Source organism: Paraburkholderia steynii (assembly GCF_900100565.1).
Classification (GTDB): Bacteria; Pseudomonadota; Gammaproteobacteria; order Burkholderiales; family Burkholderiaceae; genus Paraburkholderia; species Paraburkholderia terrae.
Window position 1 is genome coordinate 53477 of sequence record NZ_FNDI01000032.1, and the last position, 25791, is coordinate 79267.

At 62.2% G+C, this 25791-nt stretch carries 21 protein-coding genes and 1 pseudogene; 14 read left to right on the top strand and 8 right to left on the bottom strand.

Going from position 1 to position 25791, the window contains the following annotated elements; all coding sequences use genetic code 11:
- Positions 1–193: 193 nt before the first annotated feature.
- The 5 genes from BLT65_RS38080 to BLT65_RS38100 all read left to right on the top strand — a co-directional run bounded on the left by BLT65_RS38080 (position 194) and on the right by BLT65_RS38100 (position 5887).
- Positions 194–1132: a carbohydrate ABC transporter permease gene (locus BLT65_RS38080; RefSeq protein ID WP_042310962.1), complete on the top strand. Its 939-nt coding sequence runs from the start codon at positions 194–196 to the stop codon at positions 1130–1132.
- Complete coding sequence (locus BLT65_RS38085) at positions 1129–1995, top strand: carbohydrate ABC transporter permease (protein ID WP_042310960.1); 867 nt, start codon at positions 1129–1131, stop codon at positions 1993–1995. The genes BLT65_RS38080 and BLT65_RS38085 overlap by 4 nt, the downstream gene beginning before the upstream one ends.
- Positions 1992–2687 carry an HAD family hydrolase gene (locus tag BLT65_RS38090; protein WP_091788203.1) on the top strand — a complete coding sequence of 232 codons (696 nt, stop codon included), beginning with the start codon at positions 1992–1994 and terminating at the stop codon, positions 2685–2687. The genes BLT65_RS38085 and BLT65_RS38090 overlap by 4 nt, the downstream gene beginning before the upstream one ends.
- Before the next feature lie 61 nt (positions 2688–2748).
- Positions 2749–3858 (top strand): ABC transporter ATP-binding protein, encoded by a 1110-nt coding sequence (locus tag BLT65_RS38095; RefSeq protein WP_007578929.1) that lies wholly within the window; start codon positions 2749–2751, stop codon positions 3856–3858.
- Between the two features lie 244 nt (positions 3859–4102).
- Positions 4103–5887 carry a tetratricopeptide repeat protein gene (locus BLT65_RS38100; RefSeq protein WP_244186934.1) on the top strand — a complete coding sequence of 595 codons (1785 nt, stop codon included), beginning with the start codon at positions 4103–4105 and terminating at the stop codon, positions 5885–5887.
- 27 nt (positions 5888–5914) lie between these two features.
- On the opposite strand, the gene BLT65_RS38105 is transcribed toward BLT65_RS38100, so the two are convergent.
- The 3 genes from BLT65_RS38105 to dalD all read right to left on the bottom strand — a co-directional run bounded on the left by BLT65_RS38105 (position 5915) and on the right by dalD (position 10073).
- Positions 5915–6871, bottom strand: a complete 957-nt coding sequence (locus BLT65_RS38105) for a sugar-binding transcriptional regulator (protein WP_035986357.1) — start codon at positions 6869–6871, stop codon at positions 5915–5917.
- A 127-nt stretch (positions 6872–6998) separates the two neighbouring features.
- Positions 6999–8483 carry a xylulokinase gene (gene xylB, locus BLT65_RS38110; protein ID WP_091788209.1) on the bottom strand — a complete coding sequence of 495 codons (1485 nt, stop codon included), beginning with the start codon at positions 8481–8483 and terminating at the stop codon, positions 6999–7001.
- 180 nt (positions 8484–8663) lie between these two features.
- Positions 8664–10073, bottom strand: coding sequence for a D-arabinitol 4-dehydrogenase (dalD, locus tag BLT65_RS38115; RefSeq protein ID WP_091788212.1), 1410 nt, complete (start codon positions 10071–10073; stop codon positions 8664–8666).
- A 575-nt stretch (positions 10074–10648) separates the two neighbouring features.
- On the opposite strand from dalD, the gene BLT65_RS38125 reads away from it, so the two are divergent.
- The 7 genes and pseudogenes from BLT65_RS38125 (at position 10649) to BLT65_RS38155 (ending at position 18772) form a co-directional block, all read left to right on the top strand.
- Positions 10649–11671, top strand: a complete 1023-nt coding sequence (locus BLT65_RS38125; protein ID WP_091788218.1) for an AraC family transcriptional regulator — start codon at positions 10649–10651, stop codon at positions 11669–11671.
- A gap of 99 nt (positions 11672–11770) precedes the next feature.
- Entirely contained in the window at positions 11771–12718 is a 948-nt protein-coding gene (locus BLT65_RS38130) for an ABC transporter substrate-binding protein (RefSeq protein WP_091788221.1), read from the top strand.
- A 69-nt stretch (positions 12719–12787) separates the two neighbouring features.
- Positions 12788–14323: pseudogene (locus BLT65_RS38135) on the top strand (sugar ABC transporter ATP-binding protein); the annotation flags it as partial.
- Positions 14310–15311: an ABC transporter permease gene (locus BLT65_RS38140; RefSeq protein ID WP_091788227.1), complete on the top strand. Its 1002-nt coding sequence runs from the start codon at positions 14310–14312 to the stop codon at positions 15309–15311. The pseudogene BLT65_RS38135 and the gene BLT65_RS38140, both read left to right, overlap by 14 nt.
- 42 nt (positions 15312–15353) lie before the next feature.
- Positions 15354–16442: an alcohol dehydrogenase catalytic domain-containing protein gene (locus BLT65_RS38145; protein WP_091788230.1), complete on the top strand. Its 1089-nt coding sequence runs from the start codon at positions 15354–15356 to the stop codon at positions 16440–16442.
- Between the two features lie 51 nt (positions 16443–16493).
- Entirely contained in the window at positions 16494–18038 is a 1545-nt protein-coding gene (locus BLT65_RS38150; protein WP_091788233.1) for an FGGY-family carbohydrate kinase, read from the top strand.
- Positions 18035–18772, top strand: a complete 738-nt coding sequence (locus BLT65_RS38155) for an SDR family oxidoreductase (protein WP_091788236.1) — start codon at positions 18035–18037, stop codon at positions 18770–18772. The genes BLT65_RS38150 and BLT65_RS38155 overlap by 4 nt, the downstream gene beginning before the upstream one ends.
- Positions 18773–19582: 810 nt before the next feature.
- Here BLT65_RS38155 and kynA read toward each other — a convergent pair.
- The 3 genes from kynA to kynB are packed head-to-tail and all read right to left on the bottom strand — an operon-like array spanning position 19583 to position 22454.
- The gene (kynA, locus tag BLT65_RS38160; protein WP_042316723.1) at positions 19583–20518 is read right to left on the bottom strand and encodes a tryptophan 2,3-dioxygenase; all 936 of its coding nucleotides are present in this window, start codon (positions 20516–20518) and stop codon (positions 19583–19585) included.
- A gap of 10 nt (positions 20519–20528) precedes the next feature.
- The gene (kynU, locus tag BLT65_RS38165; RefSeq protein WP_091788239.1) at positions 20529–21779 is read right to left on the bottom strand and encodes a kynureninase; all 1251 of its coding nucleotides are present in this window, start codon (positions 21777–21779) and stop codon (positions 20529–20531) included.
- A 27-nt stretch (positions 21780–21806) separates the two neighbouring features.
- Complete coding sequence (gene kynB / locus BLT65_RS38170) at positions 21807–22454, bottom strand: arylformamidase (protein WP_091788242.1); 648 nt, start codon at positions 22452–22454, stop codon at positions 21807–21809.
- A gap of 181 nt (positions 22455–22635) precedes the next feature.
- On the opposite strand from kynB, the gene BLT65_RS38175 reads away from it, so the two are divergent.
- Positions 22636–23139 carry an Lrp/AsnC family transcriptional regulator gene (locus BLT65_RS38175; protein ID WP_042316716.1) on the top strand — a complete coding sequence of 168 codons (504 nt, stop codon included), beginning with the start codon at positions 22636–22638 and terminating at the stop codon, positions 23137–23139.
- 57 nt (positions 23140–23196) lie between these two features.
- On the opposite strand, the gene BLT65_RS38180 is transcribed toward BLT65_RS38175, so the two are convergent.
- A complete protein-coding gene (locus tag BLT65_RS38180; protein ID WP_007578904.1) occupies positions 23197–23709 on the bottom strand; it encodes a flavin reductase family protein in 513 nt (170 codons plus the stop codon).
- A gap of 318 nt (positions 23710–24027) precedes the next feature.
- Here BLT65_RS38180 and msrA point away from each other — a divergent pair, with 318 nt between their 5' ends.
- Positions 24028–24579 carry a peptide-methionine (S)-S-oxide reductase MsrA gene (msrA, locus tag BLT65_RS38185; protein ID WP_007578901.1) on the top strand — a complete coding sequence of 184 codons (552 nt, stop codon included), beginning with the start codon at positions 24028–24030 and terminating at the stop codon, positions 24577–24579.
- A gap of 50 nt (positions 24580–24629) precedes the next feature.
- Here the strand turns inward: msrA and BLT65_RS38190 are convergent, their stop codons facing one another.
- Entirely contained in the window at positions 24630–25784 is a 1155-nt protein-coding gene (locus BLT65_RS38190) for a DUF72 domain-containing protein (RefSeq protein ID WP_091788245.1), read from the bottom strand.
- Positions 25785–25791 lie beyond the last annotated feature (7 nt).

Genomic DNA, 25791 nt, shown 5'->3' on the forward strand with positions numbered 1-25791 from the left:
GTCAAAGCCTAATGGAACGCCATCTGCTCGATCTCCGCGCAGACGGCGTGTCCAGGAGCTGAATCGCAGCCTCTAAGTCAGTAAGCCGGATCAGATGGAAAGCGCCGGCTGACAGCGCATCGTCAGCCGGACCCTGGCAGCACAGCGTGCCGCACGCCCCGCGGACCGCGCACTACCGAAGAGGTGGTCCATCATGCGTCAACACTTGCGTCTACCCCTCATGCATGCCCATCCCCAAACCGAACACGAGCGCGAAGAGCGCAAAGCCGCGCACGCGCGCTGGCTAGCCATGCCGTCCGTAGGCGTCCTCGTCTTATGGATGGCCATACCGCTAGCGATGACGATCTGGTTTTCGTTCTCGCGCTACAACCTGCTGAATCCGGACGTAAAGGGATTCGCGGGTCTCGAAAACTACAAGTTTCTTGCCAGTGACCCGTCCTTCGGCCCGTCGATCCTGCACACGATGCAGTTGATCATCTCGGTGCTGGTGATCACGGTGGTCGGCGGCGTGCTGCTCTCGGTGCTGTTCGACCGCAAGTTCTACGGGCAGGGTGTCGCGCGGCTGCTCGCCATCGCGCCGTTCTTCGTGATGCCTACCGTCTCCGCGCTGATCTGGAAGAACATGATCCTGCACCCGGTGTACGGGCTCATCGCGCAAGGCATGCGTGCGCTCGGTATGACACCGATCGACTGGTTCGCCGACTATCCGTTGATCGCCGTGATCATCATCGTCGCGTGGCAGTGGTTGCCGTTCGCGTTCCTCATTCTGTTCACGGCGATCCAGTCGCTCGATCAGGAGCAGAAGGAAGCGGCGAAGATCGACGGTGCCGGTCCGTTCGCGATGTTCTTCTTCATCACGCTGCCGCACCTGAAGCGCGCGATCGCGGTCGTGGTGATGATGGAAACCATTTTCCTGCTGTCGATCTTCGCTGAAATCTACACGACGACGGGCGGCGGTCCGGGCAACGCGACGACCAACCTGTCGTACCTGATCTACGCGCTCGGCCTGCAACAGTTCGACGTCGGTCTGGCATCCGCAGGCGGGATTCTCGCTGTGGTGCTCGCGAATATCGTGTCGTTCTTCCTCGTGCGCATGCTCGCGAAGAACCTGAAAGGGGAGTACGAAAAATGAGCCAGGTCGCCGCTACACCTGTTACGACGAATCTTTCGAAAACGAACTCGCCGTTGGCCATCGTCCGGCGCAGCATTCCGGGCATCCTTGCGTGGCTGATTGCGCTGCTGCTGTTCTTCCCGATCTTCTGGATGACCATCACGGCATTCAAGACGGAGCAGCAGGCTTACGCGTCGTCGCTGTTCTTCATGCCGACGCTCGAAAGCTTCCGCGAAGTGTTCGCGCGCAGCAATTACTTCGGCTTCGCGTGGAACTCGATCCTGATCTCGGTTGGCGTCACGCTGCTGTGCCTGATTCTGGCCGTGCCGTGCGCCTATGCGATGGCGTTCTTCCCGACGCGCCGCACACAGAAAGTGCTGCTGTGGATGCTGTCGACGAAGATGATGCCGTCCGTCGGCGTGCTGGTGCCGATCTATCTGCTGTGGAAGAACAGCGGCTTGCTCGACACCGTGAGCGGCCTCGTGATCGTCTACACGCTGATCAACCTGCCCATCGCGGTATGGATGTCGTTCACGTACTTCGCGGAAATTCCGCGCGACATTCTCGAAGCGGGGCGCATCGACGGCGCGGCGACGTGGCAGGAGATCGTCTATCTGCTGATGCCGATGTCGCTGCCGGGGCTTGCGTCGACGGCGCTGCTGCTCGTGATCCTGTCGTGGAACGAGGCGTTCTGGAGCATCAACCTGTCCAGTTCGAACGCCGCGCCGCTGACAGTGTTCATCGCGTCGTATTCGAGTCCTGAAGGCTTGTTCTGGGCAAAGCTGTCGGCGGCGTCGCTGCTGGCCGTCGCGCCGATCCTGATCGTCGGCTGGGTTTCGCAGAAGCAGCTGGTGCGTGGCCTTACCTTCGGGGCGGTCAAGTGACGGAGATCAGAACAGAGGCGAAGCTTGCGCTCATCTGCGATTGCGACGGCGTGCTGATCGACAGCGAAGCCGTCGCCGCCGCGGTGCTCGTCGAGGAGCTGGAAGCGCGCTGGCCCGGCACGGACGTCGCGCCCGTCGTGATGCCGTTGCTTGGGCTGCGCACGGAACGCGTGCTGGCAGGCACGGCTTCGGCGCTCGGCAGGACGCTCGACGAGGTTGATGTCGAAGCGATTCGCAGCGCAGTCGAACGCGCTGCCGTCAAGGCGCCGATGGTCGACGGCATCGAGGCCGCGCTCGCGAGCATTCCGTTGACCAAGGCCTGCGCGAGCAACAGCTTTCGCGCGTATGTCGAAGCGGCGCTGGCGCGCACGGGCCTCGTGAAGCATTTCGGCGACCGGCTTTTCTGCGCGGATTCCGTCGCGCATCCGAAGCCGGCGCCCGACGTCTATCTCGCCGCCGCGAGCGGGCTGGGCGTGAACCCGGAAGCGTGCCTCGTGATCGAGGACAGCGTGGCGGGTGTGACGGCTGCGACGGCCGCGGGCATGACGGTGTATGGTTTTATCGGCGGCGGCCATGCGAGCGAGGATCAGGTCGGCGCGCTGCGCCGCGTGGGCGCGCAACACGTATTCGACGACATGACGCAACTGCCGGAACTGGTCGCGCGATGGCTGCAGCGCGTGACCGTCGCGTGAGAAAGCACGCGGGTTTCGGGACAAGACGATTGAAAGCAGCAGTGAATTTCGGAGACACATCATGGCAAGCGTAACTCTGCGCAACATCAGAAAGGCTTACGACGACAACGAGGTGATGCGCAACATCAACCTCGACATCCAGGACGGCGAGTTCGTCGTGTTCGTCGGCCCAAGCGGCTGCGGCAAGTCCACGCTGATGCGGATGATTGCCGGCCTCGAAGACATCTCGGGCGGTGACCTGAATATCGACGGCACGCGCATGAACGACGTGCCGCCCGCCAAGCGCGGCATCGCGATGGTGTTCCAGTCGTACGCGCTGTATCCGCACATGACGCTGTACGACAACATGGCATTCGGCCTGAAGCTCGCGGGCACGAAGAAGCCTGAGATCGACGCCGCCGTGCGCAACGCCGCGAAGATCCTGCACATCGACCATCTGCTCGAACGCAAGCCGAAGCAGCTGTCGGGCGGCCAGCGTCAGCGCGTGGCGATCGGCCGCGCGATCACGCGCAAGCCGAAGGTGTTCCTGTTCGACGAACCGCTGTCGAACCTCGACGCCGCGCTGCGCGTGAAGATGCGCCTCGAATTCGCGCGCCTGCATGACGAGTTGAAGACGACGATGATCTACGTGACGCACGATCAGGTCGAAGCGATGACGCTCGCCGACAAGATCGTCGTGTTGTCGGCGGGGAATCTGGAGCAGGTCGGCAGCCCGAACATGCTGTATCACGCGCCGGCGAACCGGTTTGTGGCGGGCTTTATCGGCTCGCCGAAGATGAACTTCCTCGAAGGCGTCGTGCAGTCGGTGTCGGCGAGCGGCGTGCTCGTCAAGTACGAAACGGGCGAGACGCAACTCGTGCTGGTCGAACCGGGCCGCGCGAAAGAAGGCGACAAGGTGACGGTCGGCATTCGCCCCGAGCACCTACATCTCGACCTGCCCGACAATGGCGTGTCGGCCAGCGTCATGGCGATCGAATCGCTCGGCGACGCCGCGTATCTGTACGCCGAAAGCAGCGTTGCGCCGGATGGCCTGATCGCGCGCATTCCGCCGCTCGAGCGGCATGAGAAGGGCGGCACGATCCGGGTCGGCGCAACGCCCGATCACTGCCATCTGTTCGACAGCGATGGGCAGGCGTTCCATCGCAAGATCGTCGAAGTACTCGCGGCCTGATCCGGCACGCAAAGAGGGCGCCGTTGCATGCTTTGCAACGGCGCCTTTCCTATTTGCAGACTCGGACTTCTCCGATTTATCTGCTACTTATCTCATATCAAAATTGTGCATCGTCTGACAGCGCGCATCTGAGCGGTTCTTCAGGTGGGTTCTGTCCGTTCTCCGTCCATTGCCCCGAACACGTCATCCGCGCGAATGCTCTCAAGATCGCGCGACCGTGCGTGTGCGGCCGACTCAAGACGCCATGCACAACGCTTCCGCTCTCACACCTCAAGAAACCGCCTCGACACCGGCTGTCGACCACGCGCTCGCGCTGCATAGCGCCGGACAGTTCGATCGCGCCGAACTGGCGTATCGCGCGATCCTCGACGCACAGCCCCACGATGCGAACACGTCCTACATGCTTGGCGTGCTGTACTTGCAGCGCACGGATGTCGAGCGCGCAATCGAATGTTTCGATACGTCGCTCGCGCTGCGGCCTGACGACGCAGACTGTCTGAACGATCGCGGCATCGCGGCGCTTTCACGCGGCGACAACGAAGGCGCGGCCGATTTCTTTCGAAGAGCAGTCGAATGCGCGCCGCAAGATGCGCTCGCGCACTGCAATCTGGGCAAGGCGCTGCGGCGTCTGTCCAAGCCCGAAGAAGCGCTGAACCACTTTCAGCGCGCGCTTGCTCTCGATCACGACCTGTTCGAAGCGGCGCTCGGCAGCGCGGACATACTCGAAGTTCTTTCCCGTCCGCATGATGCCGTGGTTGCCTACGAATACGCCGCACGTTACGCACCCGACGATCTGCGCGTACTGCTGGGCCTCGGCTTGACGCTGAACGCCGTGCGCCGCCATGCGGAGGCTGCGGATTCTTTCGAACGCGCCTTGCAAAAGGAACCGGAAAACGTGCATGCGCTGTTCGGGATCGCGTTTGCAACGGATGGCCAGTTGAAGTTCGAGGACGCGCTCGTCAGATATCAGCGCGCGCTGGAAGCCATGCCCGATTCGCCGACGCTGCACAACAACGTCGCGTTCACGCTGACGTGCATGTCGCGTTATGACGAAGCGGATCATCACTTACGGCGCGCAATCGATCTCACGCCGGATCTTTCGAATGCGTACAAGCTGCTCGGCATGTCGGAGTTGCGGCGCGGAAATTTCCGCAAGGGCTGGGAGTACTACGAGCATCGCAAGACGACGCCGAGCGGATTACGCGATTATCCAAAGTGCGAGATGCCGGAATGGCGGGGCGAGCCGGTCGAAGGCAAGCGCTTTCTGCTGACGCGTGAACAGGGTGCAGGCGATCAGTTGCAGTTCATTCGCTATGCGAGCGTGCTGCACGACATGGGCGCAACCGTCGACGTGTGGACCAGCGAGGAACTGGCACCGCTCTTTGCCCGCGTGCGCGGCGTGAACGAGGTGTTGACGGCGTTGCCCCATGGCGCCGCTTACGACTACTACTGCCCGACGATGAGCGTGCCCGCGTGGCTACACGACGACGCGATTCCGAACGCGGTGCCGTATCTGTCCGTGGATGACACGCAGGTTGCCGCATGGCGCGCTCGGCTCGAACAGGCCGCAGGGTCGCGCAAGAAAATCGGCCTGGTGTGGGCGGGCAATCCGGGTCATTACCTCGATGTCTACCGTTCGGCGCGGCTAGCGGCGCTGGAACCGCTTACGTCGGTCGGCGGCCTTGCATGGTTTGCATTGCAGAAGGGCTCGCCAGAGACGCAACTCGATGGCGTTGCGCATCGCTGGCCGATCTGCGCGCTTGGCCAGTTGCTCGACAGCTTTTACACGACGGCAGCCGTGATCCAGTCACTCGATCTCGTGATTACCGTCGATACATCCGTCGCACATCTGGCTGGCGCGCTCGGAAAGCCGGTGTGGGTGATGCTGCCGAAGCAGGCCGACTGGCGCTGGATGATGTCGGGTGAGACGAATCCGTGGTATCCGACCGCGCGGCTTTTCCGGCAACAGGTGTTGGGCGACTGGTCGCCCGTCGTCGAAACGCTGCGCGGCGCGCTCGAAGCGCTCTAGTCCAAGCGAGCCGCGCGCAGGCGCGTACTAACCAGCGCCGTGATTCAGCGCGGCGCGCGCGCACAACTCGTCGGTGACGAGCCCCGACAGCCAGCCGCCTTTCAACGCGGCAATCACCGCATTGCGCTTGCGTTCGCCGCCCGCGAAGCCGATCACGGGCCGCTTCGGTGGCGAATCGAGCCGCAAGCTCGTCACGCGGCGCCCCGTCGGCGATTCGACGCGCGCGCCGTTCGCATCGATCGGCAGTCCGAGCAGTTCCGCCACGGCGCCCAGCGACACCAGTTCTTCCACTTCATCCGATGTGATGAAGCCGTCTTCATGCAACGGGCAACGCAGCCCGATATTGCCGATCCCGACGAACGCGACATCCGCATCGCCCGACAGCGATTCGACGATCCGGTACAGACGGTGATTGCACCACTGCGCGCGCTCCGCTTCGCTGTCCGCGATCAACGGCGCGGGCAGCAGGAAGTGCTTGCCGCCCGTCTTCTCCGAGATGTGCAGCGCGACATCGTAGCGGTTCGACGAGCCGTCCTGCGCAATCGCGCCGACCATCGACACCAGCCGGTGCTGCGGCCGCTCCAGTTGCCCGACCTGATCGACGACGGCCTTCAGCGTACGGCCACTGCTCACCGCGACGACCATCGGCTTTTCTTCGCCGAGATAGCGTTCCATCACCTGCGCGCCCGCGACGGCGAGCTTGCGGTCAATTTCTTCGGGCTTGTCGTTATCGACGGGGACGACTTCGCACATCGACAGGCCATAGCGCTTCGACAGCTGATCGGCGAGCGACAGACAGTCCGCCAGCCGATGATCGACGCGCACGCGAATCAGGTTCTTCTCGACGGCGAACGCGACGAGCCGTTGCGCGACGGGCCGCGACACCTGCAGTTTTTCCGCGATCTCGTTTTGCGTATTGCCGGCGACGTAGTAGAGCCAGGCGGCGCGCGTTGCGAGATCGAGCTTTTCAGTGGACTTGGGCACGATGTTGTCGGTCTTAATGTCTCTAATGCGCACAACGTCGATGTATCACCAGGAGGCCGGTGTCAGGCGATCTGGTGCGCTGCATGCCGTGGACATCCATCGCTGTCTTCACGGGTGGTTCACGCGTTCAAGCCGCGTGCGCTTCGGGTGCGGGCGCGAACATCGGCTTCACATGACGGTACAGCGCGCGATAACTCGCGAGCCGTTCGCGCAGCATCGCATGGCGCCGCGCGTTCGGCGTGAATTCGATTTCGACGGGCGGCTTGGTCAGCACCTTCGCCGGATCGCCGCCCGCCGCGAGCCAGCCCAGACGCGCCGCACCGAGCGCCGCGCCCGTTTCGCCGCCGCCGTGCTTGCGCGTGGTGGTGTTCAGCGAATCGGCGAGCAGTTGCGCCCAGTAGTTGCTGCGCGCGCCGCCGCCCAGCAGCGACAGCGCGTGTACTTCGGTGCCCGCCGCGCGCAGCGCGTCGAGGCCGTCCGTCAGCGCGAGTGTCACGCCTTCGAGCACGGCGTAGCCGAGCAGTGCGCGGTCGGTCGCGTGCGTCATGCCGAAGAACACGCCTTGCGAATACGGATCGTTGTGCGGCGTGCGTTCGCCCGACAGATACGGCAGGAACAATGGCGCGGTTGCGAGCGCATCGTCGGGTAGCTTTTCGACTTCGGCGAGCAGTGTCGGCTCGTCGGTCGAGGTGAGCTTGCAAACCCAGCGCAGGCAACTCGCCGCCGACAGCACCACGCTCATCTGATGCCAGCGGTCGGGGATCGCATGACAGAACGCATGCACAGCCGATTCGGGATTCGGCCGGAAGCTGTTGCCGATCACGCACAATACGCCCGACGTACCGAGCGACACGAAGCCGTCGCCCGGTTGCGTCGCGCCGATGCCGATTGCGCTCGTCGCGTTATCGCCGCCGCCCGCCGCGACCACGACGGGTTCGCGCAAGCCCAGCTCGCGCGCGAGTTCGGGCCGCAGCATGCCCGACGGCGCGCTGCCTTCAGCGAGACGCGGCATGTGCGAGCGGTTCAGATCGCAGGCTGCGAGCAGCGTATCGGACCAGTCGCGCTGCGCGACATCGAGCCAGAGCGTGCCGGCGGCGTCGGACGGATCGGAGACCTTGTCGCCCGTCAGTTGCAGGCGCAAATAATCCTTCGGCAGCAGCACGCAGGCCGTCTGACGGAAGATCTCCGGCTCGTGACGCGCAACCCACAGCAGCTTCGGCGCGGTGAAGCCGGGCATCGCCAGATTGCCGGCGATCCGATGCAGATCCGGCGCGCGCCTGAGCAACTCTTCGCATTCCTCGACGGCACGCATGTCGTTCCAGAGGATCGCGGGACGCAGCACGCGGTCTTCGTTGTCGAGCAGCACGGCGCCGTGCATCTGTCCCGACAGCCCGATGCCGCGAATCTGCGCGAACTGCTCCGGGTAGCGGTCGCGCAGCGCGAAGAGTGCGGCGCGCGTGCCTTGCCACCAGTCGGACGGGTTCTGCTCCGACCAGCGCTGATGCGGACGCGAAACGGTGAACGGAGAACCTGCCGTGCCGACCACGCGTCCGTCGGACGCGAGCAGCAGAACTTTTACTTCGGACGTGCCGAGGTCGATGCCGAGATACATGGGCGCGAAACCTTCGTCGGTAGGAGATGCGCTACTTTAGCCGCATGCCGCGTGCGATGCCATGCGCAAAAGACCTGACGCATCGCATGTATCGCATTCATCGGATACGGCGCTCAATGGGATCGGCCGCGCGTGGTTGTCGCCATGCGCGGCCGGGATGAATGGCTTAAGCGGCGGCGCTTAGCCGTTGAGCCTCTCGTACCAGTCAACGACACGCACGTGGGCCGAACGTACCACCTTCTCGAGCGAAGCCGTGCCCGCCATGCTGCCCCACAGCAGCTTGTCCGCGCAGAACGCCTGCACGGGATCGGCCGCGCCGAAGAAGCCGCGCGCGACGCTCTCGTCCATCACGCCATCCTGATACGTGTACGGCAGCTTGCCTTGCTGCCACTTGTCGAGAAAGCAGAAGAACAGCGCGGGCAGCATTGCCGTTGCGTTCGGCTCGACGTTGCGCTCGAAGCACTCGGACAGCGTCGGCGCGATGAAGCCTGGAATCTTCGAGAAACCATCGGCGGCAACGCGCTGATTCGTGTCCTGGATATAAGGATTGCCGAAGCGTTCGAGCACGACGTCGCGATACTTCGCGAGATCGAGCGGACTTGGCGTGAGGCATGGAATCACGTCTTGCGTCACGTAGTCGTAAGCGAACTGGCGAATCTCGGCGTCGAGCGTGCCTTCGTGGATATACGAAAGGCCGGCGAGCGTGCCCGCCCAAGCGATACAGCTATGCGTCGCGTTGAGAATGCGGATCTTCGCTTCTTCGTAAGGCAGCACCGATTCGACCAACTCGGCGCCGACCTGCTCCCACGCTGGCCGTCCAGCGATGAAGTGATCCTCGATCACCCATTGGATGAACGATTCACCCATCACGGGGCATGCATCGTCGAAACCTGTTGCGGCCTTCACGCGCTCGCGCACGTCGGGTGTGGGACGCGGCGTGATGCGATCGACCATCGAATTCGGGCACGCGGTGTTCGCATCGAACCACTTGCGCAATTCGCTCGCGCCGCGCCGCTCCAGGAACTGCGTCATGCCCGCGCGGAAGCGGTCGCCATTGCTGCGCAGGTTGTCGCAGGTCTGCAGCGTGACGGCGCCCGCGTTGCGCTGCATGCGCGCTTCGAGAATCGCCGCGAGCGCGCCATAGATGGTGGTGCGCGCGCCGTTCAGGTCGGCGGCGAGGTCGGGGTTGGCCGTGTCGAGCTTGTCGTGCTCGTCCAGGTAATAGCCGCCTTCCGTCACGGTGAACGCGATGATCTTGCATTCGGGATCGGCGCCCGCTTCGACGAGCGCATCGAGATTCTGCGACCACGGCACCACACGTTCGATCGAGCGAATCGTCTCGTACGCGCGCTCGCCTTGCGGCGTGACGGTTTCGAGCGTGTAGACGCCGTTCTGCGCGGCGAGCGCTTCGGCGACGGCGTTCATGTCGCTGCGGATATTGCCGACGGTCAGCGACCAATGCGGATCGCCGGGCTTGTGCGCTTCATTGAGCCGGTGCAGATACCAGGCTTGATGCGCGCGATGGAACGAGCCCGCGCCGATATGCAGGATCACCTGCTTGCTTGCGCCGCTGCTTTGGCCGCTGTTCATATGTGTCTCCTAAATGCGCACGGTCTTTCGCGTGCGTTCCTTGGGATAAGTCTAGAAGGTGTCCCGGCGTTGTGAGCCGATGTCAGAAGAATATGAGAGCATTTGCTCTGCATTTGAACTAATGATCGTATTCGGCCGATTGAAAGTCAAGGCACAGCAGACGGCTTTTCGTGGCGCAGCGCGGTGGGACGGGCTTCTCCAGTACACCCGACACACGCGGAATGCTGCCGCACAAGCCATCGCATGGCTGTTGCATTGCATCAAATTTGACAGCGCAGAGGCCAGGACTAACCCGAATGCAAAAAAGTATCGGTCGGCGGTCTCATTTCTAGTGGCCGCCGTTGCGCCATGGGTCTAACTTTCGGTACACACGACAAGAGCAATAAAGCATGTTCATGCCGCGAGCCTCCAGCTTGCGCTGTTGGACGAAGAAACAGGAGGAAGACAGATGAAGGGCATCGTCACGACGGTTACCTGGTTGCACGCGCATCGACATGCGGATCTGCATGTGCGTCGCGCGGAATGCGCGCAATATGCGCGGCCCTCCGTCTGAACCGCGGCCACAGGAGACTGACGTGCAACCCGATCTCGAACTGGTCAGCGTGCGCCGCGATGAGTCGTTCAAAGCGTGGTATCACGGCTTTCCTTACCGCACGGTACGCTGGCATTTCCACCCTGAATTCGAAATCCATCTGATCGTCGCGACGACGGGCAAGATGTTCGTTGGCGATTACATCGGCGGCTTCGCGCCGGGCAATCTCGTGCTGATAGGGCCGAACCTGCCGCACAACTGGGTCAGCGAAGTGCCCGAAGGCGTGACGATTGCGCAGCGCAATCTGGTCGTGCAGTTCGGCCAGGACTTCGTCGCGCACTGCACGGAGAGCTTTCCCGAGTGGCGTACGCTCGAAGCGCTGCTCGCCGATTCGCGGCGCGGCGTGTCGTTCGGCCCGCAGACCAGCGCATCGATCCAGCCGCTCTTCATGGAACTGCTCGAAGCGCGCGGCCTGCGGCGCATCGTGCTGTTCCTGTCGATGATGGAAATCCTGCTGAACGCAAGCGATCGCGAACTGCTCGCGAGCCCCGCGTATCAGATCGATCCGACCAGCTACGCGTCGACGCGCATCAATCATGTGCTGTCGTATATCGGCAAGAACCTCGCGTCGGAGTTGCGCGAATCGGATCTCGCGCAACTCGCGGGCCAGAGCGTGAGCGCGTTCTCGCGCTACTTCCGCCGTCATACGGGCTTGACGTTCGTGCAGTACGTCAACCGCATGCGCATCAATCTCGCGTGCCAGTTGTTGATGGACGACGAGTTGAGCGTCACCGACATCTGCTACAAGGTCGGCTTCAATAATCTGTCGAACTTCAACCGGCAGTTTCTCACCGCGAAAGGCATCCCTCCGTCGAAGTTCCGCCGCTTCCAGCAACTGAACGACGCGAGCCGCGTCGCTTCGGAAGCGGCGGCGGCGCTCGGCAAGGGCATCGCCAACGCGCCTTCGATCGTGCCGGCCGCGCAGACGCCCAGTCATACGCACGGCCAGCCGCGCGCCGCGCCCGCGGCGTATCCGCCTCACGGCTCGCCGCTCGCGACGACCTAGGGCACTTCTCTAGCGTTTCTGTAGCTCACCGCTGCATCGTCGAATCACGCGCTGAAACCGCGTGAGGGACGCACTCATCCTCAAAAACGGAGACAAGCCATGACGCACAACACTTCGCTTCAGTCGCGCACGTTGCGCCTGCACGCCACGCTCACTTTTGCCGCCGTGATGCTCGGCGCGCCGCTCGTTGCGCACGCCGCCGAACCCGCGCCGCTGAAGATCGGCATGACGTTCCAGGAACTGAACAACCCGTACTTCGTGACGATGCAAAAGGCCTTGAACGACGCGGCCGCATCGATCGGCGCGACGGTCGTCGTCACCGACGCGCATCACGACGTGAGCAAGCAGGTGAGCGACGTCGAAGACATGCTGCAGAAGAAGATCGACATTCTTCTTGTGAACCCGACGGATTCGACGGGCATTCAATCTGCCGTCGCGTCGGCGAAGAAGGCGGGCGCCGTGGTCGTTGCCGTGGATGCGAACGCGAACGGTCCCGTCGATTCGTTCGTCGGCTCGAAGAATTTCGACGCCGGCCAGATGTCGTGCGAATACCTTGCGAAAGCCATTGGCGGCAGCGGCGAAGTGGCGATTCTGGACGGCATTCCCGTCGTGCCGATTCTCGAACGCGTGCGTGGCTGCAAGGCGGCGCTCGCGAAGTTTCCGAACGTGAAGATCGTCGATACGCAGAACGGCAAGCAGGAACGCGCGACGGCGCTGTCCGTCACCGAGAACATGATCCAGGCGCATCCGAACCTGAAGGGCATCTTCAGCGTGAACGACGGCGGATCGATGGGCGCGTTGTCCGCGATCGAGTCGTCGGGAAAGGACATCAAGCTGACGAGCGTCGACGGTGCGCCGGAAGCGATTACCGCGCTCCAGAAGCCGAACTCGAAGTTCATCGAAACGTCCGCGCAATTTCCGCGCGACCAGATTCGCCTCGCGATCGGCGTGGCGCTCGCGAAGAAGTGGGGCGCCAATGTGCCGAAGACGATTCCCGTCGACGTGAAACTCGTCGACAAGGACAACGCGAAGGGTTTCAGCTGGTAAGCGACGTGTCGTGCATGGCGTGACGCAGGCGAAGCCCTGCGTCACCTCATGAAACGCAAAGGAAACGCGATGGACACGATTCTCAAACTCGACAACATCACGAAGAGCTTTCCGGGTGTGAAGGCGCTGCAAGGCATACACCTGGACATCGCGCGCGGCGAGATTCACGCATTGCTCGGTGAGAACGGTGCGGGCAAGTCGACGTTGATGAAAATTCTGAGCGGCATCTATCAGCCCGACGACGGCACGATCGTGATCGACGGTCAGGAGCGGCACTTCACGAATTATCACGATGCCGTCGCGGCGGGCGTCGGTATTGTGTTTCAGGAGTTCAGCCTGATTCCGTATCTGAATGCCGTCGAGAACATGTTCCTCGGACGCGAGTTACGCAACCGGCTCGGCATGCTCGATCGGACGAAGATGCGGCGCGCGGCGGCGGAGATTTTCGAGCGGCTCGGCGTCGCTATCGATCTGTCCGTGCCGATCCGCGAACTGTCGGTTGCGCAGCAGCAGTTCGTCGAAATCGGCAAGGCGTTGTCGCTGAATGCGCGCATCCTGATTCTCGACGAGCCGACGGCCACGCTCACTCCCGCCGAAGCCGAGCATCTGTTCACGATCATGCGCGATCTGAAGCAGCAAGGTGTCGCGATGATTTTCATCTCGCATCACCTTGAAGAGATTTTCGAAGTGTGCGACCGCATCACCGTGTTGCGCGACGGCCAGTATGTCGGCATGACGGATGTGTCGAAGACGGATGTGAGCCGGCTCGTCGAGATGATGGTCGGGCGCAAGATCGAGAACAGCTTTCCGCCGAAGCCCGCCTTGCCCGCCGACGCAAAGGCCGTGCTCGAAGTGAACGCCTTGCAGTTGCACAAAGACGGACCGATCAACCGCTTCACGCTGCGCGAAGGCGAGATTCTCGGCTTCGCGGGACTGGTCGGCTCGGGCCGCACGGAGACGGCACTCGCCGTGATCGGCGCGGATGCCGCGCATGTGAAGGACATTCGCATCAACGGCGCGGCGGCGAACCTGTCCGATCCCGCCGATGCGCTGAAGTCGGGCATCGGCATTCTTCCCGAAAGCCGCAAGACGGAAGGGCTGATCACATCGTTCTCGATCAAGCAGAACATCTCGATCAACAACCTCGGCAAGTACCGCACGGGCCGCTTCTTCATCGATCACCGTAGCGAAGCGAAGGCAACCGCCGACATCATGAAGCGCGTCGGCGTGAAGGCACCGACGATGCACACCGAAGTCGCGACGCTGTCGGGCGGCAATCAGCAGAAAGTGGTGATCGCGCGCTGGCTGAATCACCACACGAACATCCTCATTTTCGACGAGCCGACGCGCGGCATCGACGTCGGCGCCAAAGCGGAAATCTATCTGCTGATGCGCGAACTCACGGCGCGCGGCTACTCGATCATCATGATTTCATCGGAACTGCCGGAGATCGTCGGCATGTGCGATCGCGTCGCCGTGTTCCGTCAAGGACGCATCGAAGCGATTCTCGAAGGCGACCAGATCGAATCGAATGCCGTGATGACTTATGCAACGGCTGGTGCATCGGCTGCAACTCGTGGAGCAACACAGCATGAACACACCTAATACTTCTCCCAAGACATCGGCAGTCGCATCCGATACGCCGGGCGCGCCGTTTCGCCTGAACTGGGCGAGCATTAAACGCTCGACCTTGTTCTATCCATTTATCGGTTTGCTTGTTGTGTGCATCGTGATGGTGTTCGCCAGCGACAGTTTTCTGTCCGCGGCGAATCTCGAGAACGTGCTGCGCCAGGTGTCGATCAACGCGATCATCGCCGTCGGCATGACGGCCGTGATCCTGACGGGCGGCATCGATCTGTCCGTCGGTTCGGTGATGGCGCTGTCGGGCACGCTCGCGGCGGGTCTGATGGTGGCGGGCCTGAACGGCGTCGCGGCGATCGCGATCGGCATTGCCGTGGGGCTTGGCTTCGGCTTTGGAAATGGCTTTTTCGTCGCATTCGCGGGCATGCCGCCGATTATCGTCACGCTGGCGACGATGGGTATCGCACGCGGCCTCGCGTTGATCTATACGGGCGGTTATCCGATCGACGGCCTGCCGGACTGGGTCAGCTTCTTCGGCAGCGGCAAGGTGCTCGGTATTCAGGCGCCCGTGCTGATCATGCTCGTGATCTACGCGATTGCATGGCTGTTGCTCGAACGCATGCCGTTTGGGCGCTATGTGTACGCGATAGGCGGCAACGAACAGGCGACACGCCTGTCCGGCGTGCGTGTTGCGCGCGTCAAGCTGATCGTCTACACGCTGGCTGGCCTGACGTCGTCGTTTGCGGCCATCGTGCTTACGTCGCGCTTGATGAGCGGCCAGCCGAACGCGGGTGTCGGCTTCGAACTCGATGCGATTGCGGCCGTAGTGATGGGCGGCACATCGATATCGGGCGGACGCGGCTCGATTATCGGCACGTTGATCGGCGCGCTGCTGCTTGGCGTGCTGAACAACGGCCTCAACATGGTCGGCGTGAATCCGTACGTGCAGAACGTGATCAAGGGCGGAATCATTTTGCTTGCGATCTACATCAGCCGCGAACGCAAGAAGTGAAATCTCATACTCCTCTGTTTCCATTAATCGCAAGGCAATGCAATGACCACTCAGGACAACAGCAAAAGCATGACGGCGATCGTGTGTCACGCGCCGGAAGACTATCGCGTCGAACGCGTGACGAAGCCGCAGGCGCGCGCGCATGAACTCGTGATCCGTATCGCCGCGTGCGGCATCTGCGCCAGCGACTGCAAGTGCCATTCCGGCGCAAAAATGTTCTGGGGCGGCCCGAGCCCGTGGGTGAAAGCGCCCGTGATTCCGGGCCATGAATTTTTTGGCTACGTCGAAGAAATCGGCGAAGGCGCGGCCGAACATTTCGGCGTGGAGAAGGGCGACCGCGTGATCGCCGAACAGATCGTGCCGTGCGGCAAATGCCGCTATTGCAAATCCGGCCAGTACTGGATGTGCGAAGTACACAACATCTTCGGCTTTCAGCGCGAGGTCGCAGACGGCGGGATGGCCGAATACATGCGTATCCCGCCGACGGCCATCGTCCACAAGATCCCCGATGGCATCTCGCTCGAAGATGCCGCGATCATCGAGCCGCTTGCGTGCGCGATTCACACCGTCAATCGCGGTGACGTTCAACTCGACGATGTGGTCGTGATCGCGGGCGCGGGGCCGCTTGGTCTGATGATGACGCAGGTCGCGCACCTGAAGACGCCGAAGAAACTGGTCGTGATCGATCTCGTCGAAGAACGGCTGGAGCTGGCGCGCGAATACGGCGCGGACGTGACGATCAATCCGAAGAACGACGACGCGCTGGCCATCGTCAAATCGCTGACGGACAACTACGGCTGCGACGTCTACATCGAAACGACGGGCGTGCCGGTGGGCGTGAATCAGGGCATGGACCTGATTCGCAAGCTCGGGCGTTTTGTCGAGTTTTCCGTGTTCGGCGCGGAGACTACAATGGACTGGTCGATCATCGGCGACCGCAAGGAACTCGACGTGCGCGGCGCGCATCTGGGCCCTTACTGTTATCCGATTGCTATCGATCTTTTGGCGCGCGGGCTCGTCACATCGAAAGGCATCGTCACGCATGACTTTTCGCTCGAAGAGTGGGACGAAGCGATCAAGGTCGCGAATTCGCTCGACTCGATCAAGGTGTTGATGAAGCCGGCCCGATAGTCCGAAAAAATGAACAGTGCGCGTCGTTCGAGACGCGCACACGGAGACACTATGAATTACGTCATCGGCGTCGATATCGGCACGCAGAGCACGAAGGCCGTGCTCGTCGACCAGAACGGCGCAATCGTCGCGCAGCATTCGAGTGGCTATCACCCGGACACACCGAAGCCGTTGTGGGCGGAGCAATGGCCGACCGTTTGGATGAAGGCGGTGATCGAATGTATCTCGCGCTGTGTGGCGAAGGCGCGTGAAACGGGCGTCGCGTCGAATGCGATCAAGTCCGTGTGCGTGAGCAGTTTGTATGGCGGCTCGGGCATTCCCGTCGATAGCGAAATGAAGCCGCTGTATCCCTGCCTGATCTGGATGGACCGGCGCGCGACGGCGCAGGTCGAAGCGGTGCGCGCGAACGTCGATCTTGAACGGTTGTATTCGATCACGGGCAATGGCGTCGACAGCTACTACGGCTATACGAAGATGCTGTGGCTGCGCGACAACGAGCCGAACGTGTGGGCGAACACGCGCTTCTTCCTGCCGCCGAATGCCTATGTGATCTATCTGCTGACGGGCGAAGTGGCTGTCGATCACAGCTCAGCGGGTAACATCGGCGGCGTGTACGACATCGCGAAGCGCGACTGGTCGGACGAGGCGCTCGACATGCTCGGCATACCCGCGACGATGATGCCGGAGCATCTGGTCGAATCATCGGATGTAGTGGGTGGGTTGCTGTCGCAATGGACGGAGCAGCTTGGACTCGAAGCGGGCACGTCGATCGTTGCGGGCGGTGTCGATGCGGCGATGGCCACGTATGCGGCGGGTGTCACGCGCGCGGGCCAGCATGTCGCGATGATCGGCACGAGCATGTGCTGGGGCTATATCAATCAGAGCGTCGACGCGCATCATGGTCTTATCAGCATGCCGCACGTGTTCAACGGGTTGCAGGATATCTATGTGTTCGGCGGCGCGATCACGGCGGGTGCGTCGGTGACGTGGTATCGCGAGCAGTTCTGCCATGCGGAGATCGAAGCGGCGAAGGCGATCCCACATGGCGATCCGCATCGATTACTCGAAGAGGACGCGGCGCAGATTCCTGCGGGTTCGGATGGCGTGATGTTCCTGCCGTATCTGATGGGCGAGCGCAGCCCGGTGTGGGACGCGAAGGCGAGCGGTGCGTTTGTCGGATTGAGCCTGTATCACACGCGGGCGCATCTGTATCGCGCGGTGCTCGAAGGTGTCGCGTACGCGTTGCAACACAATATCGTCGCGGGGCGCAAGGGCGCGAAGTCACTCGACGATAAGCTGATCGTCGTCGGCGGCGCGGCGCATTCGGACCTGTGGATGTCGATCATTGCGGACATTACCGGCTTTCCTGTCTACACAATCGAGCAGGACGTGGAAGCGGCGATGGGTGCGGCATTGCTCGCCGCGTACGGCACGAAGCTGATTTCGCAGGAAACGGCGCGCGGCGGCTGGGTGAAACTGATCGAGCGCGCGAAGCCCGATCCCGCGCGGCAGGCGGTGTACGCGGAGCGCTTCGGTATTTATACGGACCTGTATCCGGCGTTGAAGCCGGTCATGCATCGGTTGCAAGCGAAATGAAGACGACCTTCGATTTTTCCGGGCGCTCGATCCTTGTGACGGGGGCATCGAGTGGCATTGGCCGCGTGACTGTTGAGATGTTGTGCGCTAGCGGCGCGCAGGTTGTTGCGGCGGCGCGCAATGTTGGTGAACTTGCTCGTCTTGCGGAGGAGACGGGGTGTGAGCCGCTGGTGCTCGATGTTGGTGATGAAGTTGCGATTGATGAGGCGCTTGCGTCACTCGATGTGTTCGATGGGCTCGTGAATTGTGCGGGCACGGCGATGCTTGAGCGTGCGATTGATACGACTGCGGCGAGCTTTGATTCTGTGATGAGCGTTAATGCTCGTGGCGCGATACTGGTCGCGCGGCATGTGGCGCGGGCGATGATCGATGCCAGGCGCGCGGGCAGTATTGTTAATGTTTCTAGCCAGGCGGCGCTTGTTGGGCTCGAGGATCATTTGAGTTATTGCGCTTCTAAAGCGGCTATGGATGCTATTACGCGGGTTTTGTGTGTCGAGCTTGGGGGGTATGGGATTCGCGTGAATAGCGTTAATCCGACTGTGACTCTGACGCCGATGGCGGTGAAGGCATGGAGCGAGCCCTCCAAGCGCGATCCTGCTCTCCAGGCTATTCCGCTTAAGCGGTTCGCTGAACCGCGGGAAGTTGCTGAGCCGGTTTTGTTTTTGCTCAGTGATGCGGCTTCTATGATCACTGGCGTGACTTTGCCAATCGATGGCGGGTATACCGCAAGGTGATTTTTTTGGGTTTGGTTTTGTCTGCGACGCTGGGTGGTTTGCTGGTGTTTGCGCTGGCATCCGGAGGGCGGTGTTTGCTGCGCCAGCTTTCTGGTTTGCATGTGGTTTCGCTGGCATCCGCGTTTCGTTAGCGTGCTTCAAGCGTCGCCCCTGTGCGGGGCGGCACCTACTTTTCTTTGCCGCCGCAAAGAAAAGTAGGCAAAAGAAAGCGGCTAACACCGCCAGCTCTTGTGTTTGCCTGAGGGCCCCCACAGGTTCTTACGCTTCACACGGCAATCACGTCATTCGTGCGCGTTGCCAGCGCTCTGAATGTGCGCCTCACCCGTTTCATACTCCCTCACAACAGCATGCCGCGCCAGATAGTCCGCCGCCGCCCAGGTGGCAAACTGTGTGTAGGCGTTCGCACCATAAACGCATCACTTCGGACCGATAGTACAGCGTACCACCCTGTAAGAGCGCCAGGCTATACGACGCGACAACCTACACACAGTTTGCCACCTGGGCGGCACAAACCATTCGCTGCCGCCAGCCGTTGTACGGGTGTTTGAAGTGGGTGAGGCGCTCATTCAGTGCGTTGGCAACGCACGCAAACAAGGACGTTGCCGTGTGAAGCGTAAGACCCTTTGGGGGCCCTCAGGCAGTAACAAGAGTTGGCGGTGTTAGCCGCTTTCTTTTGCCTACTTTTCTTTGCGGCGGCAAAGAAAAGTAGGTGCCGCCCCGCACAGGGGCGACGCTTGGAGCAGGCTAACAAATCGCGGATGCCAGCGCAAACACCAGCAAACCAACCCAGCACCCGCAAGACAAAAAAACCTAGAGCAACGTCCTCACATGCCAAAGCTCAGGAAACAGCACAACATCAAGCATCTTACGCAGATAAGGAGCACCTGCAGTCCCACCAGTCCCTTGCTTAAACCCAATAATCCGTTCAACGGTAGTCACATGTCGAAACCGCCACTGCCGAAAGGCATCCTCAAGATCGACAAGTTCCTCAGCCATCTCATACAGCTCCCAATGCTGGGAAGGATTGCGATAAACCTCAAGCCAGGCGGCTTCAACCGAAGCATCATGCTGAGTAGGCAGCGTCCAATCCCGCTCCAGCCGTGAGGCATCAATAGCAAACCCTCGCCGCGCCAACAGACGAACCACTTCGTCATAAAACGAAGGCGCCTCGAGTGCCGCTTTCACTTCGGCAAACACATCGGCATGATGCGCATGAGGCTTGAGCATCTGCTCATTCTTATTCCCGAGCATAAACTCCAGCTCACGATACTGATAAGACTGAAACCCCGACGAACTACCAAGAAACGGCCGCATCGCCGTATATTCCGAAGGCGTCATCGTCGACAACACACTCCACGCCTGCACAAGCTGCTCAAGAATCCGCGACACACGCGCAAGCATCTTGAACGCCGGCGGCAACTCATCACGATGCACTGAAGCAAGCGCGGCACGCAATTCATACAGCGCCAGCTTCATCCACAACTCACTCGTCTGATGCTGAATGATGAACAGCATCTCGTTGTGATCCGGCGACAGCGGATGCTGCGCATGCAGAATCGATCCCAGCGACAAATAATCGCCGTAGCTCATCGACTTCGAGAAATCGAGTTGCGCGTCGTGCCAGCCTTCGGTCTCATCGGCGGCCATGTGCGACGCGTGCGTCTCGCGCGGCGTCTGCGTGCCGCCATGCCCGAACGGGCAGCCTTGCGCGGGCTTGTCTTCCGTCATCTTCATATGGTCGGTCATTGCGCGCTCCTCAGGTCACGGCGCCGCGTGCGGCAAATTCAGGCGCGCGCCAGATCTCGTGTTCGAGCACGTGTCGCAGATGCTCGACGGCATCCCACACGTCGACAAAGCGCGTGTACAACGGCGTAAAGCCAAAGCGCAACACATGCGGCTCGCGATAATCGCCAATAACACCGCGCGCGATCAGCGCCTGCATCACTTCATAGCCGTGCGGATGCTCGAAGCTCGCATGCGAACCGCGTTGCGCATGTGCGCGCGGCGTCACCAGCGTGAGCGGAAATTCCTTGCAGCGTGTCTCCACCAGTTCGATGAAAAGATCCGTCAGCGCAAGCGACTTCCTGCGGATCGCCTGCATATCGGTTTGCAGAAAAATGTCGAGCCCGCATTCGACGAGCGCCATCGATACCATCGGCTGCGTGCCGCACAAAAAGCGCCCGATGCCGTCGTCGGCGGCGTAGGTCGGGTCCATCGCGAATGGTGCGCGGTGTCCCCACCAGCCCGACAGCGGCTGTTCGAAATCGCTCTGGTGACGATGCGGCACCCACGCGAACGCGGGCGAGCCCGGACCGCCATTCAGATACTTGTACGTGCAACCGACGGCACAATCCGCGCCGACGCCGTTCAGATCGACAGGCACGGCACCCGCCGAATGCGCCAGGTCCCACAGCGCGAGCGCGCCCTTGTCGTGGATCAGCTTCGTCAACGCAGCCATGTCGTGCATATAGCCCGTGCGGTAATTGACGTGCGTGATCATCGCGACGGCGACATCGTCGGTGATGGCGGCGGGCAATTCGGACGGATCGTCGACGAGGCGCAACTCATAACCGCGATCCAGTTGTTTGATCAGCCCTTGCGCGATGTACAGGTCGGTCGGAAAGTTCGAACGCTCCGACACGATCACGCGGCGCTTCGGGTCGCGCTTGTCCTGCATGCGCAGCGCCGCCGACAGCACCTTGAACAGGTTGATCGAAATCGTGTCGGTCACCACAACTTCGTTGTGCGCCGCGCCGATCAGCGCCGCGAGCTTGTTGCCCAGACGCCGCGGCAGCGAGAACCAGCCGGCCGTATTCCAGCTGCGGATCAGTCCTTCGCCCCATTCGGCGCCGATCACGGTCTGCGCGCGCTGCGCAGCCGCGGCGGGCGGCACGCCGAGCGAATTGCCGTCCAGATAGATGACGTTCGGCGCAAGCGCGAACTGGTCGCGCAGCGGCGCGAGCGGGTCGGCTGCATCCAGCGCGAGTGCTTCTTCACGTTGATTCATGGTGTTCGTTCGGTCGAAAGAGTGCGTTTAAGCGGAATGTCGTTGTTCAGGAAGCGCGCGCAGCACGGCGCGCACCGGACTGGCGTCGAGCGTCGTCAGCTTGAGCGGCAGCGCGATCAGTTCGTAGTCGCCGGGTGCGACGGCATCGAGGACGATGCCTTCGAGAATCGCCATCCGGTGCGCGCGGATGCGGTGATGCGCGTCCATCGTTTTCGATTCCTGCGGATCGAGCGACGGCGTGTCGATGCCGATCAGCTTCACACCGTGCGCGGCGAGCAGATCGATCGTGTCGGGCGCGACTGCGCAGAAATTGCTGTCCCACGCCGTGACGGGCGCTTCGCGGTAGGTGCGCAGCAGCACGCGCGGCGGCACGCCGTCGAGTGACGCGGCAACGTGCTCCGGGCTCACCAGCGGCGTCGCGCCGATGCAGTGGATCACGCGGCAGCGGCCGAGATACGCATCGAGCGGCACCGCGCCGATCGCGGCGCCGTCGGCGTCGTAGTGCAGCGGCGCGTCGGTGTGCGCGCCCGTGTGCGGCGAGAGCGTCAACCGTGCGACATTGACGGGCGAGCCCGCCTCCATCCGCCACACGCGCTCGATGCCCACGGGCGTGTCGCCCGGCCAGACGGGCGTCGCCGTATCGACGGCGGGCGTGATGTCCCAAAGCGTGTCCATGCGTCTCCTATTGACCACAGTTGGCGCCTCAGCGTCTTACTCTGGTCCCATGCAAGTACCGTTGTTCTGCAACCTTCTTTGGATGATAGGCGGCATCAGACGAAATGTGCTTGCTAAAAAAACTGTTTATTTCGCCCCCTTTGGAACATAATTTGAGGCAAACGGGAAAGGGAGACCGAAAATGAACGCGATCTCACTGGACGCCACCGATTGCCGTATCTTGACGGTGCTGCAGCACGAAGGACGAATCAGCAATCTGGATCTGGCGGAGCGCATCTCGCTTTCGCCGTCCGCGTGTCTACGACGTTTGCGCCTGCTGGAAGAGCAGGGCGTGATCGAGCGTTATCGCGCGTGCCTGAACCGCGAAGTGCTGGGGTTCGAACTCGAAGCGTTCGTGCAGGTATCGATGCGCAACGACCAGGAGAACTGGCACGAGCGCTTCGCCGACGCGCTGCGCGACTGGCCGGAAGTGGTCGGCGCGTTCGTCGTGACGGGGGAGACGCATTATCTGCTGCGGGTGCTCGCCCACAATCTCAAGCACTATTCGGATTTCGTGCTCAGCCGGCTGTACAAGGCGCCGGGCGTATTGGACATCCGCTCGAATATCGTGCTGCAGACGCTGAAGGAAGATTCTGGCGTGCCCGTCGCGCTGGTAGCGAGCTCGAAGGCGCAACAACCAGGCTAGCGGCGCCGGGGCGGGCGGAAAACCGCGCCTCTCGCCGCACGCAAAAGCGCCGGCCTGTCAGCCGAGCCGCTTCAGGCCGTGAAAATCGCCGTTCTGGAACACGAGTGGTTCGGTTTCGCTGGCCTGATCGTGGACGCCGCAGCGCTCCACTTCACCGACAAAAATGACGTGGTCGCCTTCGTCGTAGCGGCTGCGGTTATGGCATTCGAACCACGCGAGCGCGCCGTCGAGCACGGGCATGCCCGTGTCGCCCGCCGCATGCGACACCCCTTCGAAGCGGTCGCCCTTGACGGTCGCAAAGCGCTTGCACAGATCGAGCTGCGTCGAGGCCAGCACATTGACGACATAATGACTGTTCGAGCGGAACACGGGCATCGAGGCCGAGCGTGTCGCGAGACTCCACAGCACGAGCGGCGGCGCCAGCGAGACCGAATTGAATGAACTGGCCGTGATCCCGATCAACGCGCCCGACGGCGCGCGTGTCGTAATGACGGTGACGCCCGTCGCGAACTGGCTGAGCGCGCGGCGAAAAGCGCCGTTGTCGAAATTGGGCGGGTTGGCGTGCTTCATCGGCTGATGCATTCTGGCGAATGGACCGCTTGATGAAGCGACCAGAGGGAAAAAAACGGTTCGAAGGTCATGTAGAAATTCGGCAAATTGTCCCAATTTTAACTGCAATCGCAGAGGGCCAGGCGCGAGCGCGTGGCGGGACAAGGGCGGCCGCATGGTACGGATGGTGCGTGCGGGCTGCATGAATCCCGAAAAGGGCGGAGTATTGCGCCGGTCGGATGCGGTGAAGCATCGGGTGTCCACAGTGACTGCGGCGAGCCCAGCGCGTTTTTTGTCCGAAGGGCAAGCGTCGCGGCGAGCCAAATTCAAGGAGCGAGCATGAGTCAGTCAGTCGAGACCGCCACACTGGGCGGCGGGTGTTTCTGGTGTCTGGAGGCGGTGTATCTGGGCGTCGATGGGGTGACGTCGGTGGAATCGGGGTATGCGGGCGGGCAGGTCGACAATCCGTCGTACGAGCAGGTCTGCGACGGCGACACGGGGCACGCGGAAGTCGTCAACGTCGAGTTCGATCCGGCGCGCATCACTTACCGTGAGATCCTCGATATTTTCTTCGCGATCCATGATCCGACCCAGCTTAACCGCCAGGGAAACGATGTCGGCACGCAATACCGGTCGGTGATCTTCACCCACTCGGACGCGCAGCGCGACACGGCACTGCAGGCGATCCGCGAGATCGGCGCCGAAGGCATCTACGACGGCCAGATCGTCACGCAGGTGCTGCCGCTCGACGGCAACTACTTTGCTGCCGAGGCGTATCACCAGAACTACTTCGCGCAGCATCCGGATCAGGGCTATTGCGCGTTCGTCGTCGCGCCGAAGGTGGCAAAGTTCCGGCAGAAGTTCGCGCATCGGATCAAGGCCGGCGCGTGAGCGCGGACTGATCCAGGCGCATTGAGGTAACAGCTTGCGCGGCGCAGGTCCTACGCGGACTGCGCCGCGTTTTCTTTTTGTGCGCCGCGAAGCCGTTCGCACGCGGCCGCGATTTGCGCCGCGAGCTTCACGCAGGTCAGCGGCGCGGAGCCTTCGGCCTTGTTGTTCGCGGCGATCAGCACCGGCTGTCCGGCAATCGCGTAACGCGCGGCCAGCTCGGCGAGTGCGACGCGGGTGTCGGGGTCTTCGTCGACGAGTTTGTCGAACGGTTCGTACTTCGCTTTTGCCTGTTCGTACTTGAAGCCGCCGTGCAGGCTCCAGCGCACGATCAGCGGCCCCGACGGCGCTTCGTCCAGCAACGCAAGCGCGGCGGCCTGGCGCGACGGATCGGGCATCCGCGCGTGAATGCCGACGCAGTAGCGCACGCCCGTCGCCTTCAGCGCGCGAATCAGGCGCGGCGTCAGCATCGACGCATCGCGGATTTCGACGGCGTAGCAGGTATCGCCTTCGAGCGGCGGCAGCGCCGCCAGGAACGCCGTCAGCCGGTCGACGAAGAGGGCAGGCCGCGCGAGCATTTCATTGGGCAGCGGCGAGAACTGGAACACCAGCGCGCCCGCCTTCGCGCCGAGCCCGTCGATGCACGGCCGCACGAATTCGTCGATCGCCAGTTGCGCGTTCAGAAAGCAGGGATTCTCCGACACCGGCTCGCCGCGTTCGGCGCGCACGGTGGCGTCGGTGACGAGCGCGGGCGCCTTCACGATGAAGCGGAAATGGTCCGGCACCTGCTGCGCGTAACGCAGATAGTCGGTGAGCGTGAGCGGCGCGTAAAACGAGCGGTCGATGCTCACCGTGCGCAGCAGCGGATGCGCGCCGTAGGCGCTGAGGCCATCGCGCGAGAGCTTGCTGTTGCTGTAGTCGTCGCCGTAGACGATGCCTTTCCAGCCGGGAAAAGACCATGTCGAGGTGCCGAGATGCACTTGCGGCGGCAACTGGCTGGCGAGGTGAATGACTTCGTCGGAAGGCGGCGCGGCGAGAACATCGCGGGCGCGGCGCTTTTTCGGTGGCGCGTCGCTGGGCGCGGCAGCCGTTTCCGACGAGGCTTTGGGCGCGGAAGCACCGGCGACAGGCGCCTGCTCGACGGGATTGCCGAACATGTCGAGTTGCAGGGTGCCGTCGGGCGCTTCGGGTGCCGCTTCTTCTTCCATCGATCCG